Source organism: Sphingomonas sp. BT-65 (assembly GCF_026107375.2).
Classification (GTDB): domain Bacteria; phylum Pseudomonadota; class Alphaproteobacteria; order Sphingomonadales; family Sphingomonadaceae; genus Sphingomonas.
Genome location: NZ_JAPCIA010000001.1, coordinates 1,683,701 through 1,706,296, shown reverse-complemented (window position 1 = coordinate 1,706,296; position 22,596 = coordinate 1,683,701). Strand labels below are relative to the sequence as shown.

At 67.6% G+C, this 22,596-nt stretch carries 23 protein-coding genes; 12 read left to right on the top strand and 11 right to left on the bottom strand.

Annotation, left to right across the window (positions count from 1 at the left end):
* The first annotated feature begins 46 nt into the window (after nt 1-46).
* Nucleotides 47-1,231: a dual-specificity RNA methyltransferase RlmN gene (gene rlmN / locus OK349_RS08135; protein ID WP_265117314.1), complete on the top strand. Its 1,185-nt coding sequence runs from the start codon at nt 47-49 to the stop codon at nt 1,229-1,231.
* Here the strand turns inward: rlmN and OK349_RS08130 are convergent, their stop codons facing one another.
* Nucleotides 1,232-1,840, bottom strand: coding sequence for a class I SAM-dependent methyltransferase (locus OK349_RS08130; protein ID WP_265117313.1), 609 nt, complete (start codon nt 1,838-1,840; stop codon nt 1,232-1,234).
* Nucleotides 1,841-1,906: 66 nt separating this feature from the next.
* Here OK349_RS08130 and OK349_RS08125 point away from each other — a divergent pair, with 66 nt between their 5' ends.
* Together OK349_RS08125 and OK349_RS08120 are read left to right on the top strand one after the other, a co-directional pair.
* Complete coding sequence (locus OK349_RS08125; RefSeq protein WP_265117312.1) at nt 1,907-2,662, top strand: sulfite exporter TauE/SafE family protein; 756 nt, start codon at nt 1,907-1,909, stop codon at nt 2,660-2,662.
* 120 nt (nt 2,663-2,782) lie between these two features.
* The gene (locus OK349_RS08120) at nt 2,783-3,130 is read left to right on the top strand and encodes a hypothetical protein (RefSeq protein ID WP_265117311.1); all 348 of its coding nucleotides are present in this window, start codon (nt 2,783-2,785) and stop codon (nt 3,128-3,130) included.
* Nucleotides 3,131-3,170: 40 nt separating this feature from the next.
* Here OK349_RS08120 and OK349_RS08115 read toward each other — a convergent pair whose 3' ends face one another.
* On the bottom strand, nt 3,171-3,509 hold the full coding sequence (locus OK349_RS08115) for a winged helix-turn-helix transcriptional regulator (RefSeq protein WP_265117310.1): 339 nt from the start codon (nt 3,507-3,509) through the stop codon (nt 3,171-3,173).
* Between the two features lie 106 nt (nt 3,510-3,615).
* Here OK349_RS08115 and OK349_RS08110 point away from each other — a divergent pair, with 106 nt between their 5' ends.
* The 4 genes from OK349_RS08110 to OK349_RS08095 are packed head-to-tail and all read left to right on the top strand — an operon-like array spanning nt 3,616 to nt 7,100.
* Entirely contained in the window at nt 3,616-4,317 is a 702-nt protein-coding gene (locus tag OK349_RS08110; RefSeq protein WP_265117309.1) for a glutathione S-transferase family protein, read from the top strand.
* 48 nt (nt 4,318-4,365) lie between these two features.
* On the top strand, nt 4,366-5,079 hold the full coding sequence (locus OK349_RS08105) for a cytochrome b/b6 domain-containing protein (RefSeq protein ID WP_265117308.1): 714 nt from the start codon (nt 4,366-4,368) through the stop codon (nt 5,077-5,079).
* Entirely contained in the window at nt 5,076-5,825 is a 750-nt protein-coding gene (locus OK349_RS08100) for a molybdopterin-dependent oxidoreductase (protein WP_265117307.1), read from the top strand. Before OK349_RS08105 ends, OK349_RS08100 begins: the two co-directional genes overlap by 4 nt.
* 45 nt (nt 5,826-5,870) lie before the next feature.
* Nucleotides 5,871-7,100, top strand: a complete 1,230-nt coding sequence (locus OK349_RS08095) for an SAM-dependent methyltransferase (protein ID WP_265117306.1) — start codon at nt 5,871-5,873, stop codon at nt 7,098-7,100.
* A 7-nt stretch (nt 7,101-7,107) separates the two neighbouring features.
* Here OK349_RS08095 and OK349_RS08090 read toward each other — a convergent pair whose 3' ends face one another.
* From OK349_RS08090 to OK349_RS08080, 3 genes are read right to left on the bottom strand one after another with little or no spacing between them, the layout of a single operon-like run.
* Complete coding sequence (locus OK349_RS08090) at nt 7,108-7,926, bottom strand: energy transducer TonB (RefSeq protein WP_265117305.1); 819 nt, start codon at nt 7,924-7,926, stop codon at nt 7,108-7,110.
* A gap of 50 nt (nt 7,927-7,976) precedes the next feature.
* Entirely contained in the window at nt 7,977-8,354 is a 378-nt protein-coding gene (locus tag OK349_RS08085) for an EF-hand domain-containing protein (protein WP_265117304.1), read from the bottom strand.
* Between the two features lie 43 nt (nt 8,355-8,397).
* On the bottom strand, nt 8,398-8,817 hold the full coding sequence (locus OK349_RS08080; RefSeq protein WP_265117303.1) for a DUF1801 domain-containing protein: 420 nt from the start codon (nt 8,815-8,817) through the stop codon (nt 8,398-8,400).
* Between the two features lie 49 nt (nt 8,818-8,866).
* On the opposite strand from OK349_RS08080, the gene OK349_RS08075 reads away from it, so the two are divergent.
* Nucleotides 8,867-10,201 carry an MATE family efflux transporter gene (locus OK349_RS08075; RefSeq protein ID WP_265117302.1) on the top strand — a complete coding sequence of 445 codons (1,335 nt, stop codon included), beginning with the start codon at nt 8,867-8,869 and terminating at the stop codon, nt 10,199-10,201.
* Here the strand turns inward: OK349_RS08075 and OK349_RS08070 are convergent.
* On the bottom strand, nt 10,198-11,154 hold the full coding sequence (locus OK349_RS08070) for a phosphatase PAP2 family protein (protein WP_265117301.1): 957 nt from the start codon (nt 11,152-11,154) through the stop codon (nt 10,198-10,200). The two genes, OK349_RS08075 and OK349_RS08070, sit on opposite strands and share 4 nt — an antisense overlap.
* A gap of 119 nt (nt 11,155-11,273) precedes the next feature.
* Between OK349_RS08070 and OK349_RS08065 the strand changes: the two genes are divergently transcribed.
* Nucleotides 11,274-12,518: an argininosuccinate synthase gene (locus tag OK349_RS08065; RefSeq protein WP_265117300.1), complete on the top strand. Its 1,245-nt coding sequence runs from the start codon at nt 11,274-11,276 to the stop codon at nt 12,516-12,518.
* Here OK349_RS08065 and OK349_RS08060 read toward each other — a convergent pair.
* Complete coding sequence (locus OK349_RS08060; protein ID WP_265117299.1) at nt 12,515-13,723, bottom strand: glycosyltransferase family 2 protein; 1,209 nt, start codon at nt 13,721-13,723, stop codon at nt 12,515-12,517. The genes OK349_RS08065 and OK349_RS08060 overlap by 4 nt on opposite strands.
* A gap of 169 nt (nt 13,724-13,892) precedes the next feature.
* On the opposite strand from OK349_RS08060, the gene OK349_RS08055 reads away from it, so the two are divergent.
* The 3 genes from OK349_RS08055 to OK349_RS08045 all read left to right on the top strand — a co-directional run bounded on the left by OK349_RS08055 (nt 13,893) and on the right by OK349_RS08045 (nt 18,065).
* Nucleotides 13,893-14,492 (top strand): class I SAM-dependent methyltransferase, encoded by a 600-nt coding sequence (locus tag OK349_RS08055; protein ID WP_265117298.1) that lies wholly within the window; start codon nt 13,893-13,895, stop codon nt 14,490-14,492.
* A gap of 28 nt (nt 14,493-14,520) precedes the next feature.
* Nucleotides 14,521-16,278 carry a hypothetical protein gene (locus OK349_RS08050; protein WP_265117297.1) on the top strand — a complete coding sequence of 586 codons (1,758 nt, stop codon included), beginning with the start codon at nt 14,521-14,523 and terminating at the stop codon, nt 16,276-16,278.
* 86 nt (nt 16,279-16,364) lie between these two features.
* Entirely contained in the window at nt 16,365-18,065 is a 1,701-nt protein-coding gene (locus OK349_RS08045; protein ID WP_265117296.1) for a hypothetical protein, read from the top strand.
* Nucleotides 18,066-18,068: 3 nt separating this feature from the next.
* Here the strand turns inward: OK349_RS08045 and OK349_RS08040 are convergent, their stop codons facing one another.
* Genes OK349_RS08040 through sseA form a run of 4 tightly spaced genes read right to left on the bottom strand, consistent with a single transcriptional unit; the run spans nt 18,069 to nt 22,562 of the window.
* Complete coding sequence (locus tag OK349_RS08040; protein WP_265117295.1) at nt 18,069-19,202, bottom strand: GNAT family N-acetyltransferase; 1,134 nt, start codon at nt 19,200-19,202, stop codon at nt 18,069-18,071.
* A gap of 5 nt (nt 19,203-19,207) precedes the next feature.
* Nucleotides 19,208-20,539 (bottom strand): mechanosensitive ion channel family protein, encoded by a 1,332-nt coding sequence (locus OK349_RS08035; protein ID WP_265117294.1) that lies wholly within the window; start codon nt 20,537-20,539, stop codon nt 19,208-19,210.
* Nucleotides 20,536-21,771: a cystathionine beta-lyase gene (gene metC / locus OK349_RS08030; protein WP_372340542.1), complete on the bottom strand. Its 1,236-nt coding sequence runs from the start codon at nt 21,769-21,771 to the stop codon at nt 20,536-20,538. Before metC ends, OK349_RS08035 begins: the two co-directional genes overlap by 4 nt.
* Nucleotides 21,726-22,562 carry a 3-mercaptopyruvate sulfurtransferase gene (gene sseA / locus OK349_RS08025; protein WP_265117292.1) on the bottom strand — a complete coding sequence of 279 codons (837 nt, stop codon included), beginning with the start codon at nt 22,560-22,562 and terminating at the stop codon, nt 21,726-21,728. Before sseA ends, metC begins: the two co-directional genes overlap by 46 nt.
* Nucleotides 22,563-22,596: the final 34 nt, after the last annotated feature.

The window sequence follows — 22,596 nt, the reverse complement described above, 5'->3', positions numbered from 1 at the left end:
CATTTTCGCTTATATGCGCGCGATGCAGACAGCTTCGGCGCCCCTCATGCCCATCCCCGGGCACATCGATCCCGTGCCCGTCCCGCGCGAATTGAAGCCGCGCGCCGATGGGCGAATCGACCTGCTCGGCCTGTCGAAGCACGATCTGCGCATGGCGCTGGAGACCTCGCAGCTCGAGCCCAAGCAGGCGAAATTGCGCGCCAAGCAGCTGTGGCACTGGATCTATAATCGCGGCGTCACCGACTTCGCGCTGATGACCGACATCTCCAAGGCGATGCAGCCCTGGCTGGCGCAGCGATTCGTGATCTCGCGGCCGGAGGTGATCGAGGCGCAGGTCTCGACCGACGGCACGCGCAAATGGCTGCTGCGGTCGGATGACGGCCAGGACTACGAGATGGTGTTCATCCCCGACGCTGACCGGGGAACCTTGTGCGTGTCGAGCCAGGTCGGCTGCACGCTCAACTGCCGCTTCTGCCACACCGGCACGATGCGCCTCGTCCGCAACCTCGAGCCGGGCGAGATCGTCGGCCAGGTGATGCTCGCGCGCGACGCGCTCGGCGAATGGCCGAGCCAGCCCGAGGGGCGGATGCTCACCAACATCGTGATGATGGGCATGGGCGAGCCGCTCTACAATTTCGACAATGTCCGCGATGCGCTGAAGATCGTGATGGACGGCGACGGGCTGGCGCTGAGCAAGCGCCGCATCACCCTCTCGACCAGCGGCGTGGTGCCGATGATGGAGCGCGCGGGCGAGGAGATCGGCGTCAACCTCGCGGTTTCGCTGCACGCGGTGACCAAGGAGATCCGCGACGAGATCGTGCCCCTCAATCGCAAGTTCGGGATCGAGGAACTGCTCCAGGCCTGTGCCGATTATCCCGGCGCCAACAATGCGCGCCGCATCACCTTCGAATATGTGATGCTCAAGGACAAGAACGACAGCGACGCCGACGCGCACGAGCTGGTTCGCCTGATCAAGCAGTACAAGCTGCCCGCCAAGGTCAACCTGATCCCGTTCAACCCCTGGCCCGGTGCGCCGTACGAATGCTCGACGCCTGAGCGGATTCGCGCGTTCCAGGAGATCGTGTTCGGCGCCGGCATCTCGGCGCCCGCCCGGACCCCGCGCGGCCGCGACATCGATGCGGCATGCGGACAGCTCAAGACGGCGAGCGAGAAGAAGTCGCGCGCCGAGCTTGATCGGCTGGCGGACGAGAAGCAGGCGGCGCTGGGCTGATTAGCCGGCGGCTCTGGCGAAGGCGAGCCAGGTCCAGTGGACGCCGCTAGCCCGGCTTAACGGGTGCACCGCCGGCGCTTCCGCCCGACGGATCAAATCGAAGCCGGCCGCGCTTGCCAGATCGATTGCCTCCTTAGGTGGCGCGGGATAGCTGTGGCGTCCGAGGGTGCCCGGTTCATGGCGCAGCGACAGGATCAGCATGCCGCCCGGCGCCGTCATTCGGGCAAGGGCCGGCATGGCGCGCGCGCGATGCTGCGTGTCGAGATGGTGCCAGACGGCGCACAGCAGCACGAGATCGAACGGACCACGCCGCGCCGTCTCGCCAAGCTCGGGAAGCTGATCGTCCAGCCATTCGATCGCGTCGCCGTGGAGCGCGGCGCCGGCTTCACGGAACGCGCGGACGGGTTCGACGGCCAGAACGCGATGTCCCTGCCGCCCGAACCATGCGGCGTCCCGCCCCGTGCCCGCGCCGATGTCCGCGATCCGAGCGGGCGCGTCGGGGAATAGATCGAGCACGGCGGCGTAGATCTGCTCGGGGGGAAGCGCGTCATAGCCCGCGATCAGCTCAGGGGTCGCGTTCGCGGCATAATCTGTGATCGCGTCGTCCATCCGGGACCTCCTTTGTCGGTCACGTCGATATTGAGCGCGCCCGGCTTTGTGGCATAGGGCGTTTCGATGGATTGGCCCGATCTTCTGCTCGCCGCCTTCGCAGGGATCGTCGGCGGGGCGATGAACGGGCTGGCGGGCGGCGGGTCCTTCTTCACGCTGCCGGTGCTGATCGCGCTGGGGCTTCCCGCCAATATCGCCAACGCCACCTCCAACGTCGCGCTGCTCCCCGGTGCCGCGGCGAGCGCCTGGGGGTTTCGTGACGAATTGGGTCCGGTGGCCGGGCTGTCGGTGCTGCTGCTGGCGACGATCACCTTCATTGCGGGGCTCGCGGGCAGCCTGTTGCTGGTGCTCACCCCGAGTGACACGTTCGACATCGTCATCCCCTGGTTGCTGCTGTTCGCCTTCGTCGTGATGGCGTTCGGCAAGCGTGCCGCCGGCTGGTTGCACGCGCGCATCACGATCGGGCGGCCGACGCTGATCGGCGCGCAGTCGCTGCTCGGCATCTATGGCGGCTATTTCGGTGGTGGGGTGGGGCTGATGACCACCGCGGTCTATGGCCTGCTCGCCAATATCCAGCCGCGCGAGCTGTTCGCGATCCGCACGCTGATGCTGGCGGTGGCGAACCTCGCCGCCGCGATCCTGTTCATCGCCTTCGCGATGGTGTGGTGGTGGGCGTGCCTGCCGATGCTCGCCGGGTCGATCGTCGGCGGCTGGGCAGGCGCCGCGATCGGCAAGCGGCTGTCGCCGCGTGCGGTACGGGTGTGGACCTTGCTGGTGACCGCTGCAACGACGGTGATCTTCTTCGTCCGCGCTCACGGATAGACGGGGAATCAGAAGCGGCTCGTCCGCAAACGCCCCCCTTGCGGACGTTGGTCGTGCAGCTATCTTCTAGGTGTGAACACGGGTTCAAGAATGTTGCGGAATAAGGCGACCGCCAGTGCCTTGGCGCTGATAATCGGCATAGTCACCGTTTTCGTTCCAATCGGATTGGCGTCCATTCTGGGAGTGAAGGACGTTGCCCTCGCAGAAGAATGGGCAGTGCTTCTGTTTCTCGTCGGGTTTGTCGCCGCTCCTTTCACCCTCCTAGCTTTGTCGGGCGTCAATCGTTGGCGGGCTTGGCTAGTCGCTGGGGGAATCACGCTTTTCTTCTGGAGCCTTCTCTGGAGCGTTGCTCTTGTCCGTGGTGGCGCTGGCGGCGCGAACATCGGGCTCGGGTTCCTGATGCTGATCTCGCCGCTGATCGTAACCGCTGCCGCGTTCGCCAGCGTGAGACGAACGCCTCCCGACTGATCAGAACGTCCGCTTTCCACCACTATCGGTCGTTCGCGACCTACGCCGCCGAGCGGCACTCGCGGCGGCGCGGGAACGAGGTTTCCCACCAGTCGCCGATCGCGTCGATCATCGGCATCAGCTCGGCGCCGGGCGCGCTTAGGCGATACTCGACCTTGAGCGGAAACCCGTCATAGGCCGTGCGCTCGACCAGCCCGGCGTCCTCGAGCTTGCGCAGCTCGAGCGTCAGGATGCGGTGCGAGATGGTGGGGTTGTCGCGCTGGAGCTCGCTGAAGCGCTTGGGCCCATCCTTGAGATAGTAGAGCAGCAAGGTCGCCCAGCGCCCGCTCAGCACGCGCATCGCATCCTCGATCGGGCAGCTCGACACCACGTCCTGCATTGGCTCCACTCCGAAGTGACATTTTTGTGCGTAATTTTATTTGGGCGCAGGGCTCCCTAAATGCCAGTCACACCGCGCGGTGATCCCACAGATCACGGAGAATATCATGGAACCGACCCTGCTTTACGGCTTCCCGCTGGGGAGCTCGATGGGGCTTGTCGCCGCGCTCGAATGGCTCGGCCAGCCCTACCGCCTGTCGCGCGTCGACATGCTGAGCGAGATGGCCTCGCCGGAATATCGCCGCCTCAATCCGCGTCGCGAGACCCCGGTGCTGCTCACCGGCGACGGCCGCGTGCTGACCGAGACGATGGCGATCGCGCTGTGGATCGAGGCGCGCGATACCGAGCGCCGCGTCAGCTTCGAACCCGGCACGCCCGAAGCGGATCGGCTGCATCAGCTGATCGGCTTCATCAACACCGGCTTCACCGCCGCCTTCACGCCCTATTGGGTGGCGCTGGAGCAAGAGGACGCGGATCCGGACTATAAGGCGGCGTTGCGACGCCTCGGCCACGGTGCGGTCAATGAACGGCATGCGCGGATGGAGGAGCTGATCGGCGATTCGCCCTATCTGCTCGGCGACCGGCCGACACTTGCCGACGGGGTGTTCATCGGCGTGGCGCGCTGGGGCGCATTCCACCAGGCGGTGCAGACCGGCGATTATCCGAAGACGCAGGCACTGATCGCGCGGCTTATGGCCGATCCCGCGGTCGCCTTCGCCCAGGCGCGCGAGGACGGCGAGACCCCGCCTGGCAGCGGTGCGTGCCTCGACCAGCTACCGCTCGCCGACATCCTGCGCGACCACGCCTGAGCTGCCTTGCCGCTGGCGCTTCCCCGGCGCCGGCGGCATAAGGGCGCGGTGGCCAGTGAACCAACCATCTATCGCCACCGCCTGTCGACCCGGCTGTGGCACTGGGTGACGGCGCTCAGCGTGATCGTGCTGCTCGGCAGCGGCCTGATGATCCTCAATGCGCACGGCCAGCTCTACTGGGGCGAATATGGCGCGAACTACGACCAGCCCTGGTTCCGCGTGGGCTGGGTGTTCGAGGGCGCGCGCGTGCCGGGCTGGCTGACCATCCCCTCGACCTACAATCTCGCGCTGGCGCGGCGCTGGCATCTGTTCTTCGCGCTGGTGCTCGCCTTCGCATTGCTCGCGTTCATGATCGCCAGCCTGCTCAACCGGCATTTCCAGCGCGACCTGCGCGTCCGCGCGAAGGAGCTGGCGCCCGCGCACCTCGCCGCCGATGCGCGCAGGCACGCCGCGCTGCGCTTCCACGATCCGGAAAACCCGCGCGCCTACAACATCTTCCAGAAGCTCTCCTATGTCGCGGTGATCTTCGTGCTGCTGCCGCTGATGATCTTCACCGGGCTTGCGATGTCGCCCGGGATGAACGCGGCCTGGCCGTGGCTCACCGAGATGTTCGGCGGGCGGCAGAGCGCGCGCTCGATCCATTTCATCGCCGCGATGCTGTTGGCGGGGTTCACGATCGTCCATCTCGCGCTGGTGATCCTCGCCGGGGCGTGGAACGAAGTGCGCTCGATGCTCACCGGCAAATGGAAGGTGCCGCAATGAGCCTGATCACCCGCCGCTCGCTGCTCGTCGCAGGCGCTGGCGGGCTGGTCGCCGGATGCGACGCGATCGAGCGGAGCGAAGCGGGGCGCGACCTCCTGTTCAAGGCCGAGGCGGTGAACCGCAGCTTGCAGCGCGCGATCACCGATCGCGGCGCGCTCGCGCGCCAGTTCTCTGAGGCCGAGATGTCGCCGCGTTTTCGCGCCAATGGCACGATCTTCCCGGCGGACGAGACGTACCGCACGCTGATGCGCGGCAATTTCGCCGACTGGCGGCTCGTCGTGGACGGACTGGTGGCGCGCCCGCTCAAGCTCTCGCTCGCCGATCTCCGCGCGCTCCCGCAACGGGTGCAGATCACGCGCCACGATTGCGTCGAGGGATGGAGCGCGATCGGCAAATGGCATGGGCCGAAGCTCTCGACATTGCTCGATCTCGCCGGACTCAAGGACACCGCCCGCTACCTCGTCTTCCATTGCGCCGACACGCTCGGCGGCCGGCCTTATTACGAATCGGTCGACCTGATCGACGCCTTCCATCCCCAGACCATCCTCGCCTGGGCGATGAACAACCGCACGCTTCCCGTCGAGCACGGCGCGCCGCTGCGCCTGCGGGTCGAGCGCCAACTCGGCTACAAGCACGCCAAATACATCATGCGGATCGAGGCGGTCGCCGCGCTCGACGGCATCCATGGCGGCAAGGGCGGGTTGTGGGAGGATATCGCCGGCTACGAATGGTATGCGGGCATTTAGGATTCCGCACTTGCGAAGGCCCCGTTCGTTCCGTAGCAACCCGGCATGGCGCTGATCGACCATTTCTTCACCCGTGCGGTGAAGCGCGGCGAGCTGACGGTGATCCATGCGGACGGAACGGCGCGCAGCTTCGGCACGCCCGATCCGGAGATCGCACCGGTCACCATCCGTTTCACCAATCCTGCGGCCACCCGGCGGATCGTGACCGATCCCGCGCTCGGCGCCGCCGAGACCTTCATGGACGGATCGCTGGTGATCGAGCGGGGCGACATCCTCGCGCTGCTCCACCTGATCACCGTCAACAATCGCTGGGAGCAGGGCGACCAGGCGCTCAATGCCTCGACGCTCAAGCGCGGGTTCGACGCGGTGCGCTTCCGCCTCGACCGGATCAACATGGCACGGCGTTCGAAGCGCAACGTCGCGCATCATTACGACCTGTCGGGCAAGCTCTACGACCTGTTCCTCGACGCCGACCGTCAATATTCGATGGCGTATTTCACCGATCCGGCGAACAGCCTGGAGCAGGCGCAGCTCGACAAGAAGGCGCATATCGCGGCGAAGCTCGCGCTTGGCCCCGGCATGAAGGTGCTCGACATCGGCAGTGGCTGGGGCGGGATGGCGCTCTACCTGCACGAGAAGACCGGCGCCGAAGTGCTCGGCGTGACGCTGTCCGAAGAGCAGCTCAAGGTCGCGCGCGAGCGGGCGGAGAAGGCCGGTGTCGCCGACAAGGTGAAGTTCGAGCTGATCGACTATCGCCACGTGACCGGCCGCTTCGACCGGATCGTCTCGGTCGGCATGTTCGAGCATGTCGGCACGGCGCACTACCGCACCTTCTTCCGCAAGTGCCGCGAGCTGCTGACCGAGGACGGCGTGATGCTGCTCCACACGATCGGCCGCGCGGGCGGGCCGGGCGTGACCGACGCGTTCACCGCGAAATACATCTTCCCCGGCGGCTACATCCCGGCGCTGTCTGAGATCCTGCGCGGGCACGAGGGGCTGCGCTTCTTCCTCACCGACGTCGAGGTGCTGCGGCTCCATTATGGCTGGACGCTGCAGCATTGGTACGACCGTGCGGTGGCGGCGAAGGACCAGATCGTCGCGCTCTATGACGAGCGCTTCTTCCGCATGTGGACCTATTATCTCGCCGGATCGCTGGTGAGCTTCCGCAACGGCGGGCTGGTCAACTACCAGCTGCAATATGCCCGTTCGCGCGACGCGCTGCCGGTGACGCGGGACTATATGGCGGAGGCGGAAGAGCGGCTGGGCGACCGCTAGCGCTCGATCAGTTCAGGACTTGCCAGCGAAAGCGCAGGAACGCGGCGGAAGCCACCGCCTTGCCATCGGTCAGCCGCGCCGGTTCGTAACGCGCGCGCCGCCGGATCATGGCGCAGGTCGCTTCGTCGAGCCTTTTGAACGTGCTCGAGCTGATCACGGTGCAGGCGGCCAATTTGCCATCCGCGGCAATGTCGAGGCGCACGCCGACTGAGCCGCTTTCGCCCATCCGCACCGATTCGTCGGGATAGTCGTCGTTGGTCACCCACTTGGCCGGTGATAGCGTGGCCTTGGCACGGATCGCGATGTTGCGGAATTCCGCCGGATCGGCGCCCCAGGTACGAAGCAGGTCGTCTTCACAGGTCAGCGCCGCGGCGAGAGGCGTCTTCATCCCGTTCGTCGCGAGGTGGATGACCTGGCCGCGATGGGCCAGCATCAGCGACTTGGCGCTCTCGATCTGCAAGAGCTCCTCGCGACCGATGGTCGCGTGCAGGAGCCGCGAACCGGCTTTCACCGATCCGCTCGTCGCGCGCGCGGTGATGGGCGGAGAGCCGGGTGCGGTGGTGATGACCAGATCGCCCTCCCGGATGCGTTCCTTGCCGTCATGGGCGCGCTGGATGACGATCTGGTTGGTGTCGCGACCCGGCATCAGGACCAGCACGAAGGTGACCCGCTGCTCGCCGGTACCGAACACGCGCGCGACGTTGCAGGCGTTGTCGGCATAGTCGACCACCCAGCTGCCCGCCGGCTTGAGCGGCGCGGCCGGTGCGCCGTCCTGCGATTTGGCGGACGTCGCAGCGAGAAGGACGAGCGTGCTGAGCAAGGGCATCGCCCCACGATAGCTCGAACCCGCCCGCAGTCCAGCCGTTCATACCGCCGTTATTTGACGCCGAGCTGTTCAATGTCCGCGCCAAGATACCGGGTCAGCTCTTCGCGGCTGATCTTGCCATCCTTGTCTGTATCGACGGCGGCGAACCAGGAATCGGCCTTGGCAAAAGCCGGCTGACGCGCATCCACCGTTGGACGCGGATCGCCGGCCTTCCTGGCCTTCTGCGCGGCGGTGAAGGTCGCATTGGTGCTCGCCTCGAAATCGAAGCGGGCGCGGACCTCGTCGCGCTCGATCGCGCCATCCTCGTTGAGGTCGAGATCGGCGAAGCGTTCGGCGACGCGGCGCTCGGCCTCAGCCTTGGGGAGCGGGCCGGGGGCGACGCCGAGCGGCGCGGTCTGGGCGGCGGCGAGGAGGAAGAGAATCGACATGTACGGCGCCATAGCACGCCCGGCCTGACTCGCGCTTGAACCGTCAGGCCGGGTATTTTTCGTCCATATAGGCGAGCGTGTCGCGCACCATGTCCTCGAGCACCGCCATGTCCACCTCGGCCAGCTTGTTGATGTAGAGGCACGACTTGCCGGTCTTGTGCTTGCCGAGCTTCGCCAACTGCTGATCTTCTCCTGCGGCGCCGGTGAGGACGTAGAGCACGAGCTGCGCTTTGCGCGGCGAGAAGCCGAGGCGGCACATCGTGCCTTCGTGGCCGCTGTCATACTTGTAGTGGTAGCTGCCGAAGCCGACGATCGAGGGTCCCCACATCCTGGGCGGCTCGCCCGTGACGCGCTCCATCATCGCGCAGACGGCCTTCGCTTCCTCGCGCCGGATGGGGTTCTCGACGGCGTCGATGAACTCGGCGGCGCTGATCTCGGTGGGTTTGGTCTTGATCTCGGCCATCGGACGCCTCCGCTGGATTTCGCGCCGAGCATATGCGCATGGGGGTGGCATGCAAGCGTCGCAGCCTCTGGTCCTCACCCGCCGGTCGATCTTCGCGCAGGCGTGGCCGATCATGCTCGGCCAGACGACGGTGCCGCTGGTGGGCCTTGTCGATACTGCGGTGATCGGCTGGACCGGAGACGCGGCGGCACTTGCGGGCGTGGCGCTGGGCGTCGCGATCATCAACTTCATCTTCTGGGCGTTCGGCTTCCTGCGCATGGGCATGACCGGGATGACCGCGCAGGCGCACGGACGCGGCGATGCGGCGGAGGTCAACGCGCTGCTCGCGCGCGGCGTCGCCGCGGGGCTGGCGATCGGCGCGGTGCTGGTCGCGCTGCTATTGCTGATCGTGCCGCTCGCGCTCGCGGCGCTGGCGGGCGGCGGCAGCCTCGACGCGGCGGCGCGCGAGTTCGTCACCGCGCGCTTCCTGGGCGCGCCCGCAGCACTCGGCTTCTATGCGATCAACGGCTGGCTCTACGGCCTCGGGCGGACGCGCGACACGCTGCTGCTCCAGATCGCGATGAATGCGGTCAATATCGCGCTCGACATATTGTTCGTCTGGCATTTCGGGATGGGCGCGCGCGGGGTGGGGCTGGGCACCGCGCTCGCCGAGTGGGTGGCGCTCGCGCTCGGCATGGCGATGGTGCTGCGCATCGCCGGGCCGGGCGCGGTGCTGAACCAGCGCTCCGGCTTCTTCGACAAGGCGGCGTGGAAGCGGCTGTTCGCGGTCAATGGCGACATCATGATCCGCACCGTCGCGCTGCTCGCGATGTTCCTATGGCTGGCCAATGCTGGCGCGCGGCTGGGGACGGTGCAACTCGCGGCCAATCATGTGCTGCTGCAGCTCGTCGGTATCTTCGCCTTCGTGCTCGACGGCTTCGCCTTCACCGCGGAATCGCGCGTGGGGATCGCGGTCGGGGCGGGGTCGAAGGTCGACCTCAAGCGCGCGATCCGGCTGACCGGGGAGTTCTCGCTCGGGTTCGCATTGATCGCGACGTTGGTCGCGGCGGCGTTCGGCTGGCTGCTGGTCGATTTGCTGACGACGAATCCCGAGGTGCGGGCGGCAGCCTATGCGCTGCTCCCGCTCGCCGCGCTGACCGCGACGCTCGGCGTACCCGCCTGGCTGCTCGATGGCGTGTTCATCGGCGCGACCCAGGGACGGGCGCTGCGCAATGCGGCGATCCTGGCGACGGCCCTCTATATCGCGACCGACCTGCTGCTGCGCCCGCTCGGCGCGGTGGGCGTGTGGCTCGCCTTTCTCGCCAGCTATTTCTACCGGGCAATGAGCCTCGGCGCCTATCTGCCGCGGCTGTTCGCCGGTGTGGCGGACCAGCGCAAGACCTAGTGCCCGAGGCTCGTCCGGCTTCCGGCAATTGCGAGCAACGCGACGGCGATGCCGCCGAGCACGTCGACGAAATAGTGGCTGCCGATCAGCGGGACGGTGGCGATCATCGCGACGTTGAGCAGCACGAAGAACGGCCCCGCGAACGGCACGCGCCGGAACCCCCACGCCAGCAGGACCGCGGCCGCGGTGTGGAAGCTGGGGAAGGTGATCAGGCCGGAAATCTGCGCGGCGCCCAGCTCGCGGAGCTGCCCGGTCCGCACCTTCTCCAGGATCTCGGCGGGCCACCAACCGGCATTGACCGTGAGGTAGGGCAGGTCGGCGGGCACGAACCCGTAATGGACATAGGCGGTCTCGGCCGGAACCAGCGCGAAGATCGCGACGCACGCGATCAGGGCGAGCGCCCAGGCATGGAGGAAGCGCCACAGCAGCTCGACCTTGCCCAGCGCCGCGAGCGTGGCGACCAGCGCGAAGGGCTGCCACAGCAAGGTCGAGTAGACGCGGCACATCGCGGCGGTGAGCTCGGCCTGTCCCGCCAGCGAGCGCGCGAGGTCCGGCCAGGATAGGAAGGGAAGCAGCAATTCGTCCGCGGCTTGCAGCGCCGTGTCGCGATAGGGATAGCCGAGCGTCGCCAGCAGCAGGCTGAGGCAGGCCACGGCCATGCTCGCGGCGACCAGGATCGCGCAGCCCTCGATCGCGGCGGCAAGGCGCGGCGAATCGCGCCAGCGCAGCAGCGCCGCGATCCCGGCCATCGCGGCCAGCACCGCGATCATCAGGTTGATGTCCTCGCCCCGATAGGTGAAGCCGAGCGCGGCGAGGAGCAGCACGACGAGCATGGTCTGCAGGCCGAGCAGGCGATAGGCGGGGAACGCGTTCGCATCGAGCGCCGGCCGCCCGCTACGCTCGCCCAGGATCGCCAGCCGCCGCTGGCCGATCGCGATGCCTGATCCGCTCATCGCTGTCCCTCTAGGCCGTCGAGCTTAACCCTTCGTCTATGCCGCGGGTCATCGATGTTGCGGAACCGCCCCCGCCGCCCTAGAGGCCACGCGACTTTTCCTCTGGAGCGACGAAGACGATGGCCGACAAGAGCAACCCCGCCGACGGAACGTCGGGCATCAAGCGGGTCGTGCTCGCCTATTCGGGCGGCCTCGACACCAGCGTGATCCTGAAATGGCTCCAGCAGGAATATCAGTGCGAAGTGGTGACCTTCACCGCCGATCTCGGCCAGGGCGAGGAGCTCGAGCCCGCGCGGCAGAAGGCGCTCAACGCCGGGGTCAAGCCCGAGCACATCTTCATCGACGACCTGCGCGAGGAATTCGTCCGCGACTTCGTCTTCCCGATGATGCGCGCCAACGCGCTCTACGAGGGGCTCTATCTGCTCGGCACCTCGATCGCGCGCCCGCTGATCTCCAAGCGGCTGATCGAGATCGCGGCGGAAGTCGGCGCGGACGCGGTGAGCCATGGCGCGACCGGCAAGGGCAACGACCAGGTCCGCTTCGAGCTGTCGGCCTATGCGCTCAACCCCGACATCAAGGTGATCGCGCCGTGGCGCGAGTGGGACCTGACCAGCCGCACCAAGCTGATCGAGTTTGCCGAGCAGCACCAGATCCAGGTCGCCAAGGACAAGCGCGGCGAGGCGCCCTTCTCGACTGATGCGAACCTTCTCCACACCAGTTCCGAGGGCAAGGTGCTCGAGGATCCGTGGGAGGAAGTGCCCGACTATGTCTATTCGCGCACGGTGAACCCCGAGGATGCACCGGACACGCCGGAGTACATCACGATCGACTTCGACAAGGGCGATGGGATCGCGCTGAACGGTCAGGCGATGTCGCCCGCCACGCTGTTTGCCGCGCTCAACGAGCTCGGCCGCAAGCACGGCATCGGGCGGCTCGACCTGGTCGAGAACCGTTTCGTGGGCATGAAGTCGCGCGGCATGTACGAGACGCCGGGCGGCACCATCTATCACCTCGCGCATCGCGGCATCGAATCGATCACGCTCGACCGCGGCGCCGCGCACCTCAAGGACGAGCTGGCGCCGCGCTATGCCGAACTGATCTACAACGGCTTCTGGTTCGCGCCCGAGCGCGAGATGCTGCAGGCGGCGATCGACCATAGCCAGCAGAACGTCTCGGGCACGGTGCGGCTCAAGCTCTACAAGGGCAGCGCGATCGTCGTCGGCCGCAAGTCGCCCAATTCGCTCTACAGCGAGAAGGTGGTGACCTTCGAGGATGACCAGGGCGCCTATGACCAGCGCGACGCGGCGGGCTTCATCAAATTGAACGCGCTGCGCTTGCGCTTGCTGGGACGGCGCGAAGGCTAAGCCCGCGGCTGGTCGAGCAGGCCGGCGAAGAAGGCGGTCACCGCGGTCTGCACGCCGAGGCAGCAGAGCAGCATGGACGGGATCGTCACGCGCATCAGCGCGGCGGGGTTCATGTCGCCGAAGCCGGCGCTGGCCCAGGCCAAGGTCGCGGCAATCGCGCCGCCGAGGCCGGTGACCAGCATCAGGCCGCCGGCGACGCAGGCGCGCTCGACGCTGAACCAGTTGCGGATCCGGCGCATCAGCCCGCTCTCGGGCCACATGCCGGCGATCACGCCATAGCGGCGGGCGAGCACCGACAGGCCGACGAGCTGCGAGCCGATCAGCACCGCCATCGCGGCGAAGATCATTGTGTGCACGCCGAGCTCGACCTCGCCGATGCGGATGTCGCCGGGAATGAGCCCCAGCACGCCGACGAGTCCCGCGAGCGCGAGCGCCAGGCCGGGATAGAGGAACAGGAAGCGCGGGGCGTAGATCAGCAGGAAGCGCAGGTGCCGCCAACCGTCGCGCCAGGTGCGCAGGTGCGGCGGGCGGCTGCGGCCGTCGGGCTGGAGCGTAGTCGGCACCTCGCGGATGTCGAGCTTCGCGATGGCGGCCTTGACCACCATCTCGCTCGCGAACTCCATGCCCGGCGCGGTGAGGCCGAGCGCGCGGATGCTGTCGCGGCGGAACGCGCGCAGGCCGCAATGAAAGTCGCCGATCGGCGTGCCGAAAAAGGCGCGGCCGAGGAAGCTCAGCACCGGATTACCGAGATATTTGTGAAGCGGCGGCATCGCGCCGGCCGCGATCCCGCCCTGGAAGCGGTTGCCCATCACCAAGTCGCCGCCCTGGCGCAGCGCGTCGAGGAACGGCATCAGCGCGCCGAAATCATAGCTGTCGTCGGCGTCACCCATCGCGACATAGCGGCCCTGCGCCGCCTCGATCCCGCCGATCAGCGCCGCGCCATAGCCGCGCGCGGGCACATGCACGATTCGCGCGCCGAGCGCGTTGGCGATCTGCTGCGATCCGTCGGTCGAGCCGTTGTCGGCGACGATCACCTCGCCCGCGATATTATATTCGTCGAGGAAGGCCTTCGCCTTGCGGATGCAGAGCGCCAGCGTCTCCGCTTCGTTGAGGCAGGGCATGACGATCGACAGCTCGACTGCCGGGGACGAGTCGCCGGGCGGAAGATCCCACTGCTCGTCGCGAAGCGCCTGCGCTGCTGCCATGATTGTCCCGCCCCCTGAGTCGAGAGCCAGCAATGCACACGCGAAAGCCAAGACTTGGTTAACGCGATCGGGTCCGCATGCCGGAAGCGGGATCTCGCGGCGGGCGGCGTTAACCACCTTTCAAGCCACTCGCGTCAAGGGTGCGATCGAGCCTTTTGGGGGACGGGGAATGCTGCAGCAATTGCATGAGAAGCTGGTGTTTGGCCGGCGTGTGCGCCGGCTGGCCGCGATGGTCGCGGAGCGGCTGCCGCGCAATGCCCGCGTGCTGGACGTGGGGGCGGGCAGCGGCGATCTCGCGCAGCTCGTCATGGCCCTGCGGCCCGACGTGCAGATTGAGGGCGTCGACGTGCTCGTCCGCCCCGATACCGCGATCCTCGTGCATCGCTATGACGGCGTGACCCTGCCGTTCGAGGACGGCAGCTTCGACGCCGCGGTGATCATCGATGTGCTCCACCATACCGACAATCCGGGTGCGGTGATGGCCGAGGCGGCGCGCGTGGCGAAACGGCTGGTGGTCAAGGATCATTTCCGCGACGGCTTCGCCGCCGGTTTCACGCTTCGCCTCATGGACTGGGTGGGCAATGCCGCCCATGGCGTGCGTCTGCCCTACAACTATCTGTCGCGGCGCGAATGGATAGGGCTGTGGGACGCGCATGGCCTGAGCACCGATCACTTCGCCGATCGGCTGGGGTTGTATCCGCGTCCGTTCGGCTGGCTGTTCGACCGCAAGCTGCATTTCGTCACCATCTTGCAGCGTGCCGCGGCCTGACGGCCGGGCTCAGGCGAGGCGCAGCGCCATGACGGGGCAAGACATTCGCACCGGGCGGCGCCGGGACCTGCTCGCCGCGATCGTGGCTGCCCTGTTCCTCACGGCCTGCTGGGCGGCGCGTGACTGGGCGCAGCTCCGCTGGCTCAACCTGCCCGACACCGACGACATGATGCGGCTTGCCCAGATTCGCGACTGGGTGGCGGGGCAGGCCTTCAACGACTGGACTCAATATCGGCTCGCGCCGCCTTTCGGCGCGCCGATGCATTGGTCGCGGATCAACGATCTGGCGCCCGCGGCGCTGCTGGCGACGCTCGCGCCGCTGGTCGGCCGGCATGCCGCCGAGCTGACCATGATCATCGTCTATCCGGCGTCGCTTTTCATGCTCTACCTGTTCCTCTCGGCACGGATGGCGCGGGTGCTGGGCGGCGCGCAGGCGGCGCTCCCGGCGATCGTCATCGCGGCGCTCGCCTATCCGGCCAACGCGTTGTTCCTGCCCGGGCGGATCGACCACCATGCGCTGCAGGTCGTTCTGGTGCAGCTGGCGGTGCTGGCGGTGATGCGGCCGGGAGGCTGGCGCAGCGGCGCATTGCTGGGCGCGGCGATCGCGCTGAGCTTCGGGATCGGTCTCGAGACCGCGCCGCACGGGCTTGTCCTGATCGGCACGCTGTTCCTGCGATGGCTGGTGTTCGGGAATGGCGAGCGGATGCGCGCGCTTGGCCTTGGCGGCGCGCTCACCGCCGTGACGCTGTTGCTCCTGGCCGTCGCGCGGCCGAGCTACTGGACCGCGCAATGGTGCGACGCCTTCACCCCCGCCTCGGTGACCGCCGCGCTGGGCGCGGGCCTCGCGTGGCTGGCGATCGGGATGCTTTCCCCATATCTGCGCGGGTGGCGCGTTCGGCTGGGCGTCGGCGGAGCGCTTGGCGGTGCTGCCGGGATCGTGACGCTGGTGGCTTATCCGGCATGTCTTGGCGGTCCCTACGCCGCCATGGAGCCGTTCCTGCGCCACGCGATCATCGATTCGATACTGGAAGCGACCGGATTGCTGGCGCAACCCTCGGTCGCCCTGGCCGTGCAGGCGATCGCGCTGCTCGCGATTGCGGCCGCGGCATCGTTCTTCTACCTGCGCCGCGCCGAAGCCGCGCAGCGCTGGGCGGCGCTCCCACTGGCTGCACTCTACGCAATGTGCATCGCGATCACCTTCTCGCAGTTGCGGGGGGCGTATCTGGGCGCGGCGGTGGCGGCGCCGATGCTGGCGCAACTGGTGCTTGTCGCGCGCGCCGCGCCGCGCTGGCGGACCGCGGCGACGCTGGGGGCGTGGTGCGCCTCCGCGGGCGTGCTCTGGCTCGTCGTGTCGGCCGAGATCGAAGGCCGTCTGCGTCCAGCCGTCACCGCTTCGCGCGAGGCGGTGAAATCGTGCCAGTCGGGTGACGTGTGGCATCAGCTCGACGCCTATCCTCCCGGTACGGTGATGACCGCGATGAACCATGGCGCGCGCGTGATCGGCGGCAGCCATCATGGCGCGATGGGGGCCAGCTATCACCGCAACAATGCCGGGAATCGGGCGACCTATGCATTCTTCCTCGCGCCGCCGGAGCGCGCCCGCGCGATCGCTGCGGCGTGGCGTGTGCGCTACTTGCTGTTCTGCCCCGGCGATTTCGGGGAGCTCGGCGTTTCGCGGCGCTATCCCGGCAGCCTTGCGGCGCGCCTGAATCGGGGCGAGCCCCCGGATTGGGCGGAGCCGTTGCCGTTGCGCGATACGGGACTGCAATTCTATCGAATCCGCTGATTCTCCGGTCCGGTCCGGCACGCAATACGGCGGGCCGCGCACCAAGCCGCTTGCCGCCGGGGCGTACGGCGCAGTAAGTGCGCCCGATGCAAGGGGGCCTGGATACGCCGCGCTGGTGGCAGACGCGCTGGTTCGTGTTGTTCGCGGCAATCGCCGCGGCGGTACCTTTGCTGTGGCCGGATATCCCGCCAATGGTCGACCTCCCCGGCCACATGGCGCGCTATCGCGTCCAGCTCTCGCATGGCGAGGTGCCGTGGCTTAACGACTGGTACCGGTTCGAGTGGAGCCTGATCGGCAATCTCGGGCTCGACCTGCTGATCATCCCGCTGGAGCCGATCTTCGGGCTCGAGCTCGCCGTGAAGCTGATCATCATCACGATCCCCGTGCTGACCGTCACCGGCCTGCTGTGGATCGCGCGCGAGGTGCATGGGCGAATCCCCGCCACCGCCTTGTTCGCGCTGCCGCTCGCCTACAATTACGCCTTCCATTTCGGCTTCGCGAACTTCTCGCTGTCGATGGCGCTCGCGCTCAACGCCTTCGCGCTGTGGCTGCGGCTGGCGCGGCTGGGCAAGATCCGACTGCGCGCGATCCTGTTCATGCCGATCGGCCTGATCATCTGGGTCACCCACACCTTCGGCTGGGGCACGCTCGGGGTGCTCTGCTTCGCCGCCGAGCTGATCCGCCAGCACGACAAGCACGGGCCGCGCACCGGCCCCTGGCATGCCGATTTCGTGCGGCGCTGGGTGGTGCCGTGGATCTGGGCGGGCGTCCACTGCCTGGTCCTCGCGCCGCCGGCGCTGCTCATGCTTGCGTGGCGCACCGGCGGACACGTCAGCGGCCAGACCGGCGACTGGTTCAACTGGCGCGCCAAGGCTTGGTGGATGCTGATGGTGCTGCGCGACCGCTGGCAGCTGTTCGACATCGCGTGCCTCGGCGTGCTGTTCCTGATCCTGTTCAAGGGCGTGCGCGACCCCAATGTCGGCTATTCGCGCCACCTCGGCATTTCCGCGCTGTTCCTGATCGCGGTGTTCATCCTGTTGCCGCGCATCGTGTTCGGCTCGGCCTATGCCGACATGCGGCTCGCCCCTTATATGCTCGCGATCGCGGTGATCGCGCTCAGGCCCAAGCCGGGCATGACGATGCGCGGCGCGAACGTGCTCGCAGCGGCTGGCCTGCTCTTCTTCCTCGTCCGCATGGGCGCGACGACCTGGAGCTATGTGCTCTACGACAAGGCCTATGACCGCGAGCTCAAGGCGCTCGAGCACGTCCCGGTTGGCGCCAAGCTGCTGAGCTTCGTCGGCGAGACCTGCTACAACGAATGGAAGATGACGCGCCTTCAGCACCTGCCCGGCATGGCGATGGTGCGGCGCCTCGCCTACACCAACGACCAATGGTCGATGGCGGGCGGCCAGCTGCTGACGGTACGCTACAAGCAGGCGCGCGGGTTCAGCCACGATCCCTCGCAAATTGTCACCGATACCAAGTGTCCACGCGAGTGGTGGCGCCCCGTTGCGGTCAGTCTCGCGCGCTTCCCCCGCCACGCTTACGACTATCTCTGGGTAATCAGCCCCCCGCCCTATGACAAGCGCCTGGAGGCGGGGCTGATCCCGATCTGGCGCGACGGCAACAGCGTGCTGTTCAAGATCGATCACGGCACGCCGGCGGCGGAGCTCAATCCGGTCGATCTCGGCCCCTATCGCAGCCAGATCGAGAAGATCCGCGACTTCCTGAAGCGCGACAAGGAAAAGCAGCTGGAAGCCTGGGAGCGGGCGCAGAAGAAAGTCTGACGCCTAGCCGCGTTTGAACGGCGTCAGCTCGCCGAGGAACTCCTGCTCATGCGCCACCGCGGCGCGCTCGCGCTCGAGATATTCGGCCACGGCGCGGCGGAAGTTGGGATCGGGGAGATAGTGCGCCGACCAGGTGGCAACGGGCACATAGCCGCGCGCCAGCTTGTGCTCGCCCTGTGCGCCGGCCTCGACGCGGGCCATGCGCAGCGCGATCGCCGCCTCGATCGCCTGATAATAGCACAGCTCGAAATGGAGGAATGGCACCTCCTCGGTGCAGCCCCAATAGCGGCCATAGAGCGCATCGCCGCCGATCAAGTTGAGCGCGCCGGCGACCGGCCGCCCGCCGCGCTCGGCGAGCATCAGCAGCACCTTGTCGCCCATCGCTGCGCCCAACATCGAGAAGAAGGGGCGGGTGAGATAGGGCTGGCCCCATTTGCGGCTGCCGGTGTCCTGGTAAAAGGCCCAGAAGGCGTCCCAATGCGCCTCGCTGATCGCGGCGCCGGTCAGGTGGCGGAAGGTCAGGCCCTCGCGGGCACGCTCGCGTTCCTTGCGGATCGCCTTGCGCTTGCGCGAGGAGAGGGCGGCGAGGAAGTCGTCGAAGCAGGCATAGCCCTCATTGTACCAGTGGAACTGCGTGCCGGTGCGGATCAGCCAGCCCGCTTGCTCGAACAGCGGCAGCTGCGCTTCGTCGAGAAAGGTGACGTGCGCGGAGGAGAGACGATTCTGGTCGGTCACCGCCTCGATCCCCGCGATCAGCGCCGGGGCCGGCGCTGGATCACGCAACAGCAGGCGCGGGCCGGGGACGGGAGTGAAGGGCACCGCGACCTGGAGCTTGGGATAATAGCGGCCGCCCGCGCGCTCCCAGGCTTCGGCCCAGGCATGATCGAAGACATACTCCCCCTGGCTGTGCGACTTGGCATAGGTCGGGGCAATCGCAGCAGGGGCGCCGCAAGGATCGTCGATCACGATCGGCAGCGGCTGCCAGCCAGTCTCCGCCGTCGCCGAGCCCGAGCGTTCAAGCGTGGACAGGAAGGCATGGGAGACGAACGGGTTCGCATCGCCTGCGCAGGCGTCCCACTGCTCCGCCGGGATCGACGCGACTCCTTCGGCGATGCGGGCGGTAACGGGCGCGGACACGTGCCCTATTTAGGCGTATCGGGCGCGAGTTGAACCGGGGATGCGCCATCTTCGGGCCAACTCTTCACCATGATCTCGCGCCGCGGCACCGGAATCTCGATGCCGTTGGCCTTGAACAGGTCCCACAGGCGGTTGAGCACATCGCTCTTCACATTGCCGACGCCTCCCTCGGGGTCGCTGATCCAGGCGAGGATCTCGTGCTCGACGGCATAGTCGCCGAAGCTGGTCAGCCAGACATTGGGCTTGGGGCTGGTCAGCACGCGCGGGCTGTCGACCGCAGCCTTCAGCATCAGTTCCTGCGCGAGCTTGAGGTCGGTCTCATAGCCGACCGCGACGGGAATGCGGACGCGGACGTTGCGGTCGGAGAAGGACCAGTTCTCGACCTCCTGAGTCATCAGATTCTCGTTGGGGATCAGATGCTCCTTGCCGTCGCGAGTGATCACGCTGACCGCGCGCACGCCGATCTTGTTGACCCAGCCGAAGCTGTCGCCGACGACGATCACGTCGCCCGGCTTGATCGAGCGGTCCATCAGCAGGATGATCCCCGCGATCAAATTGCCGATCGTCTTCTGCAGCCCGAAGCCGATGGCGAGACCGAACGCGCCCGAGAACACCGCGAAGCTGGTGAGGTCGATGCCGAGCAGGTCGATGCCGAAGAAGAAGGCGACCACCACGACAATGATGCTCGCGACCTTCTGGAACAGCAGCTTCTGCGTCGGATCGAACCCGCGGGCTTGCCCGATCGAGTGGCCGATCACGCGGTTGGCGAGCCGCGCGCCGGCATAGAGCGCGACTGCGGTGACCAGCACGGTGACGAGGGCGAGCAGCGACAAGCGACGCGAGCCGACATCGACACCGATGCGGTCGAGCGTGGTGGTGATGACGTTGAACCCGCCGATCGCGTGGCTGAGGATCGCGACAAAGACGATTGCGGCCGTGAGCCAGGCCACCCAGCGTGGTGTGTGCAGCCCACGCAGGAAGACGAGCGTGAACATCCCCGTCGCGGCGCCGAGCGCGATGCCGAGCAGCAGCGCTGCGAACCCGCCCCAAGGCGCGGCATTGGCGAGGATCGCGAGCAGCAGCGCGGCACTGCCGTGGCGCACGATCGTGTGCATGCGATGCGCCAGCCCCTCGACATGCGCGCCGACGTGCCGGTTCCAGAGCTCGGCGAGCATCGGGCCGAACTTGCGGCCCGCCAGCCACCCGGCGGTGAGCGCGAGGATGGCGAGACCGCCGGCGATCGCACCCTCGATCAGCTCGGCATGGTTCGGCATCTGGATCCCGTTCGCGGCGAGCCAGCGGGCCAGCGCGGGCGGGATCAGTGCCGGCTGGGTCATGCCGCCGCCCGGAAGCGGTCGAGCCCGGCGGCGAGATCGGCGATCAGGTCGGCCGGATCCTCGAGCCCGATCTGAAGCCGGACCGCTGGCCCCTCGGCCTCCCAGCGCGTCACGGTGCGGATGCGTTCGGGATCGACCGGGATGGCGAGGCTCTCGAACCCGCCCCAGCTATAGCCGATGCCGAACAGTTCGAGCCCGTCGATCAGCGCGGCGCGCGCTGCCTCGCCACCGCCGCGCAGGATGAAGGTGAAGAGGCCGGCCGGGCCCTTGAAGTCGCGAACGAAGAACTCGTGACCGGGGCATGAAGGCAGGGCCGGGTGGAGTACCCGCGCCACCTCGGGCCGCGTTTCCAGCCAGCGCGCCACTTCGAGCGCAACTTCACCATGGTGCTTGAGCCGCACCGCCATCGTGCGCAGCCCGCGCGAGCCGAGCCAGGCATCGTCGGGGCTGGCGGTCTGGCCGAGTTGGAAGCTAGTGGCGCGGAGCTGGTGCCAGTGCTCCTCGGTCGCGGTGACGCTGCCCAGCATCACGTCCGAATGGCCGACGACGTACTTGGTGCAGGCGAGGATCGAGAGGTCGATGCCCTTCTCGATCGCCGGGAACAGCAACGGCGTTGCCCAGGTGTTGTCGAGCAGGGTAACGACGCCGCGTGCCTTGGCCGCGGCGACGATCGCGGGCACGTCCTGCACCTCGAAGGTCAGACTGCCAGGCGTTTCCATGAAGATCGCGCGGGTCTTGTCGCCGATGAGGTCGGCGATACTGGCACCGATCATCGGATCGTAGAAGCGCGTGGTAACGCCGAAGCGCTTGAGGAAGCCCGTGGCGAAGCTGCGCGTCGGATCATAGACGCTGTCGGCGAGCAGCAGCTCGTCTCCGGGCGAGAGGATCGAGAGCAGGGCGGCGGAGACCGCGGCGACGCCCGAAGGGTATAGGAAGGTTGCGGCGGCGCCCGGCTCGAGCTCGGTCAGCGCCTCGGCCAAGCTCCATTGGGTGGGGGTGCCGCGGCGGCCGTAAAACAGGCGGTGATGGGTGTCGCGGCCGGCATTGGCGCGGAGTTCCGCGACATTGTCGTAGAGGATGGTCGAGGCACGCCACACCGGCGGGTTGACGATGCCCTGGGTCCACTCCTTGCGCCGGCCAGCGCCGACGACGCGGGTGCCATCCCCCTTCTTGCTGTCCGAATCGCTCACGCTGCCCCCGTCGCCTTGGGGGTGGCGGGGTCGGCGCCCCATTCGCTCCAGCTGCCGTCGTAGAGCGCGGCGCGATGGCCGAGCAGGTGGAGCGCGAAGGCCGGAACGGCGGCGGTGATGCCCGATCCGCAGGTGGTGACCACCGGTCGCTCGACCTCGATCCCTTCCGCCTCGAATAGTGCACGTAGCATCGCCAGGTGCTTCCAGGTGCCGTCGGGGTTGAAGAACTCGCCCTGCGGGATACTCGCGCTCCCCGGGATATGGCCGGGAAGCACGCCGGGGCGCGGCTCCGGCTCGCTGCCGTTGAAGCGCGAGGTCGAACGGGCGTCGACAAGCTGCTCGGCATGGCTGGCCAGATTCGCCTTCACCTGATCGATCGTGCGCACGCCGGCTGGGTCGAACCGGGCGGTCAGCGTGCGTGGCGCGGGCCTCACCGGCCCCTGTTCTAAAGCGCGCCCTTCGGCCCGCCATTTCGCCAAGCCGCCGTCGAGCAAGGCTGCGGCGATCCCGAAGCTGCGGAACATCCACCACGCGCGCGCCGCGGTGTGGTGGGGCGAATCGTCGTAGAGGACGATGCGGTCGCCGTCCCCGACGCCCAGCGCGCCGACCTGCATGGCGAACCGTTCGGCTGTCGGCAGCATCGTCGGCAGCGGGCTCGACCGGTCGGAAATCGCGCTGATGTCGAAGAAGGCAGCGCCGGGGATGTGCCCCGCCTCGAACTCGGCGGCGGCGTTGCGTCCGTCGGCGGGCAGGAACCAGGTTGCGTCGAGAATGCGGAGATCGGGGGCGTCGCGCTCAGCGGCGAGCCATTCGGTGGTGACCAGAGCGTCCATCCTCACTTCCGTAATGATCGAGGGTGCAACCGTC

What these genes read in the sequence shown, in the direction of transcription:
- OK349_RS08035 (WP_265117294.1), bottom strand. Translation starts at nt 20,539, where the DNA reads ATGACCCAGCCGGCACTGATCCCGCCCGCGCTGGCCCGCTGGCTCGCC.
- OK349_RS08070 (WP_265117301.1), bottom strand. Translation starts at nt 11,154, where the DNA reads ATGAGCGGATCAGGCATCGCGATCGGCCAGCGGCGGCTGGCGATCCTG.
- OK349_RS08130 (WP_265117313.1), bottom strand. Translation starts at nt 1,840, where the DNA reads ATGGACGACGCGATCACAGATTATGCCGCGAACGCGACCCCTGAGCTG.
- OK349_RS08045 (WP_265117296.1), top strand. Translation starts at nt 16,365, where the DNA reads ATGCAAGGGGGCCTGGATACGCCGCGCTGGTGGCAGACGCGCTGGTTC.
- OK349_RS08100 (WP_265117307.1), top strand. Translation starts at nt 5,076, where the DNA reads ATGAGCCTGATCACCCGCCGCTCGCTGCTCGTCGCAGGCGCTGGCGGG.
- OK349_RS08065 (WP_265117300.1), top strand. Translation starts at nt 11,274, where the DNA reads ATGGCCGACAAGAGCAACCCCGCCGACGGAACGTCGGGCATCAAGCGG.
- OK349_RS08115 (WP_265117310.1), bottom strand. Translation starts at nt 3,509, where the DNA reads ATGCAGGACGTGGTGTCGAGCTGCCCGATCGAGGATGCGATGCGCGTG.
- OK349_RS08090 (WP_265117305.1), bottom strand. Translation starts at nt 7,926, where the DNA reads ATGCCCTTGCTCAGCACGCTCGTCCTTCTCGCTGCGACGTCCGCCAAA.
- OK349_RS08060 (WP_265117299.1), bottom strand. Translation starts at nt 13,723, where the DNA reads ATGGCAGCAGCGCAGGCGCTTCGCGACGAGCAGTGGGATCTTCCGCCC.
- OK349_RS08075 (WP_265117302.1), top strand. Translation starts at nt 8,867, where the DNA reads ATGCAAGCGTCGCAGCCTCTGGTCCTCACCCGCCGGTCGATCTTCGCG.
- OK349_RS08125 (WP_265117312.1), top strand. Translation starts at nt 1,907, where the DNA reads ATGGATTGGCCCGATCTTCTGCTCGCCGCCTTCGCAGGGATCGTCGGC.
- OK349_RS08095 (WP_265117306.1), top strand. Translation starts at nt 5,871, where the DNA reads ATGGCGCTGATCGACCATTTCTTCACCCGTGCGGTGAAGCGCGGCGAG.
- OK349_RS08050 (WP_265117297.1), top strand. Translation starts at nt 14,521, where the DNA reads ATGACGGGGCAAGACATTCGCACCGGGCGGCGCCGGGACCTGCTCGCC.
- OK349_RS08080 (WP_265117303.1), bottom strand. Translation starts at nt 8,817, where the DNA reads ATGGCCGAGATCAAGACCAAACCCACCGAGATCAGCGCCGCCGAGTTC.
- OK349_RS08055 (WP_265117298.1), top strand. Translation starts at nt 13,893, where the DNA reads ATGCTGCAGCAATTGCATGAGAAGCTGGTGTTTGGCCGGCGTGTGCGC.
- rlmN (WP_265117314.1), top strand. Translation starts at nt 47, where the DNA reads ATGCCCATCCCCGGGCACATCGATCCCGTGCCCGTCCCGCGCGAATTG.
- OK349_RS08085 (WP_265117304.1), bottom strand. Translation starts at nt 8,354, where the DNA reads ATGTCGATTCTCTTCCTCCTCGCCGCCGCCCAGACCGCGCCGCTCGGC.
- OK349_RS08110 (WP_265117309.1), top strand. Translation starts at nt 3,616, where the DNA reads ATGGAACCGACCCTGCTTTACGGCTTCCCGCTGGGGAGCTCGATGGGG.
- sseA (WP_265117292.1), bottom strand. Translation starts at nt 22,562, where the DNA reads ATGGACGCTCTGGTCACCACCGAATGGCTCGCCGCTGAGCGCGACGCC.
- metC (WP_372340542.1), bottom strand. Translation starts at nt 21,771, where the DNA reads ATGGGGCGCCGACCCCGCCACCCCCAAGGCGACGGGGGCAGCGTGAGC.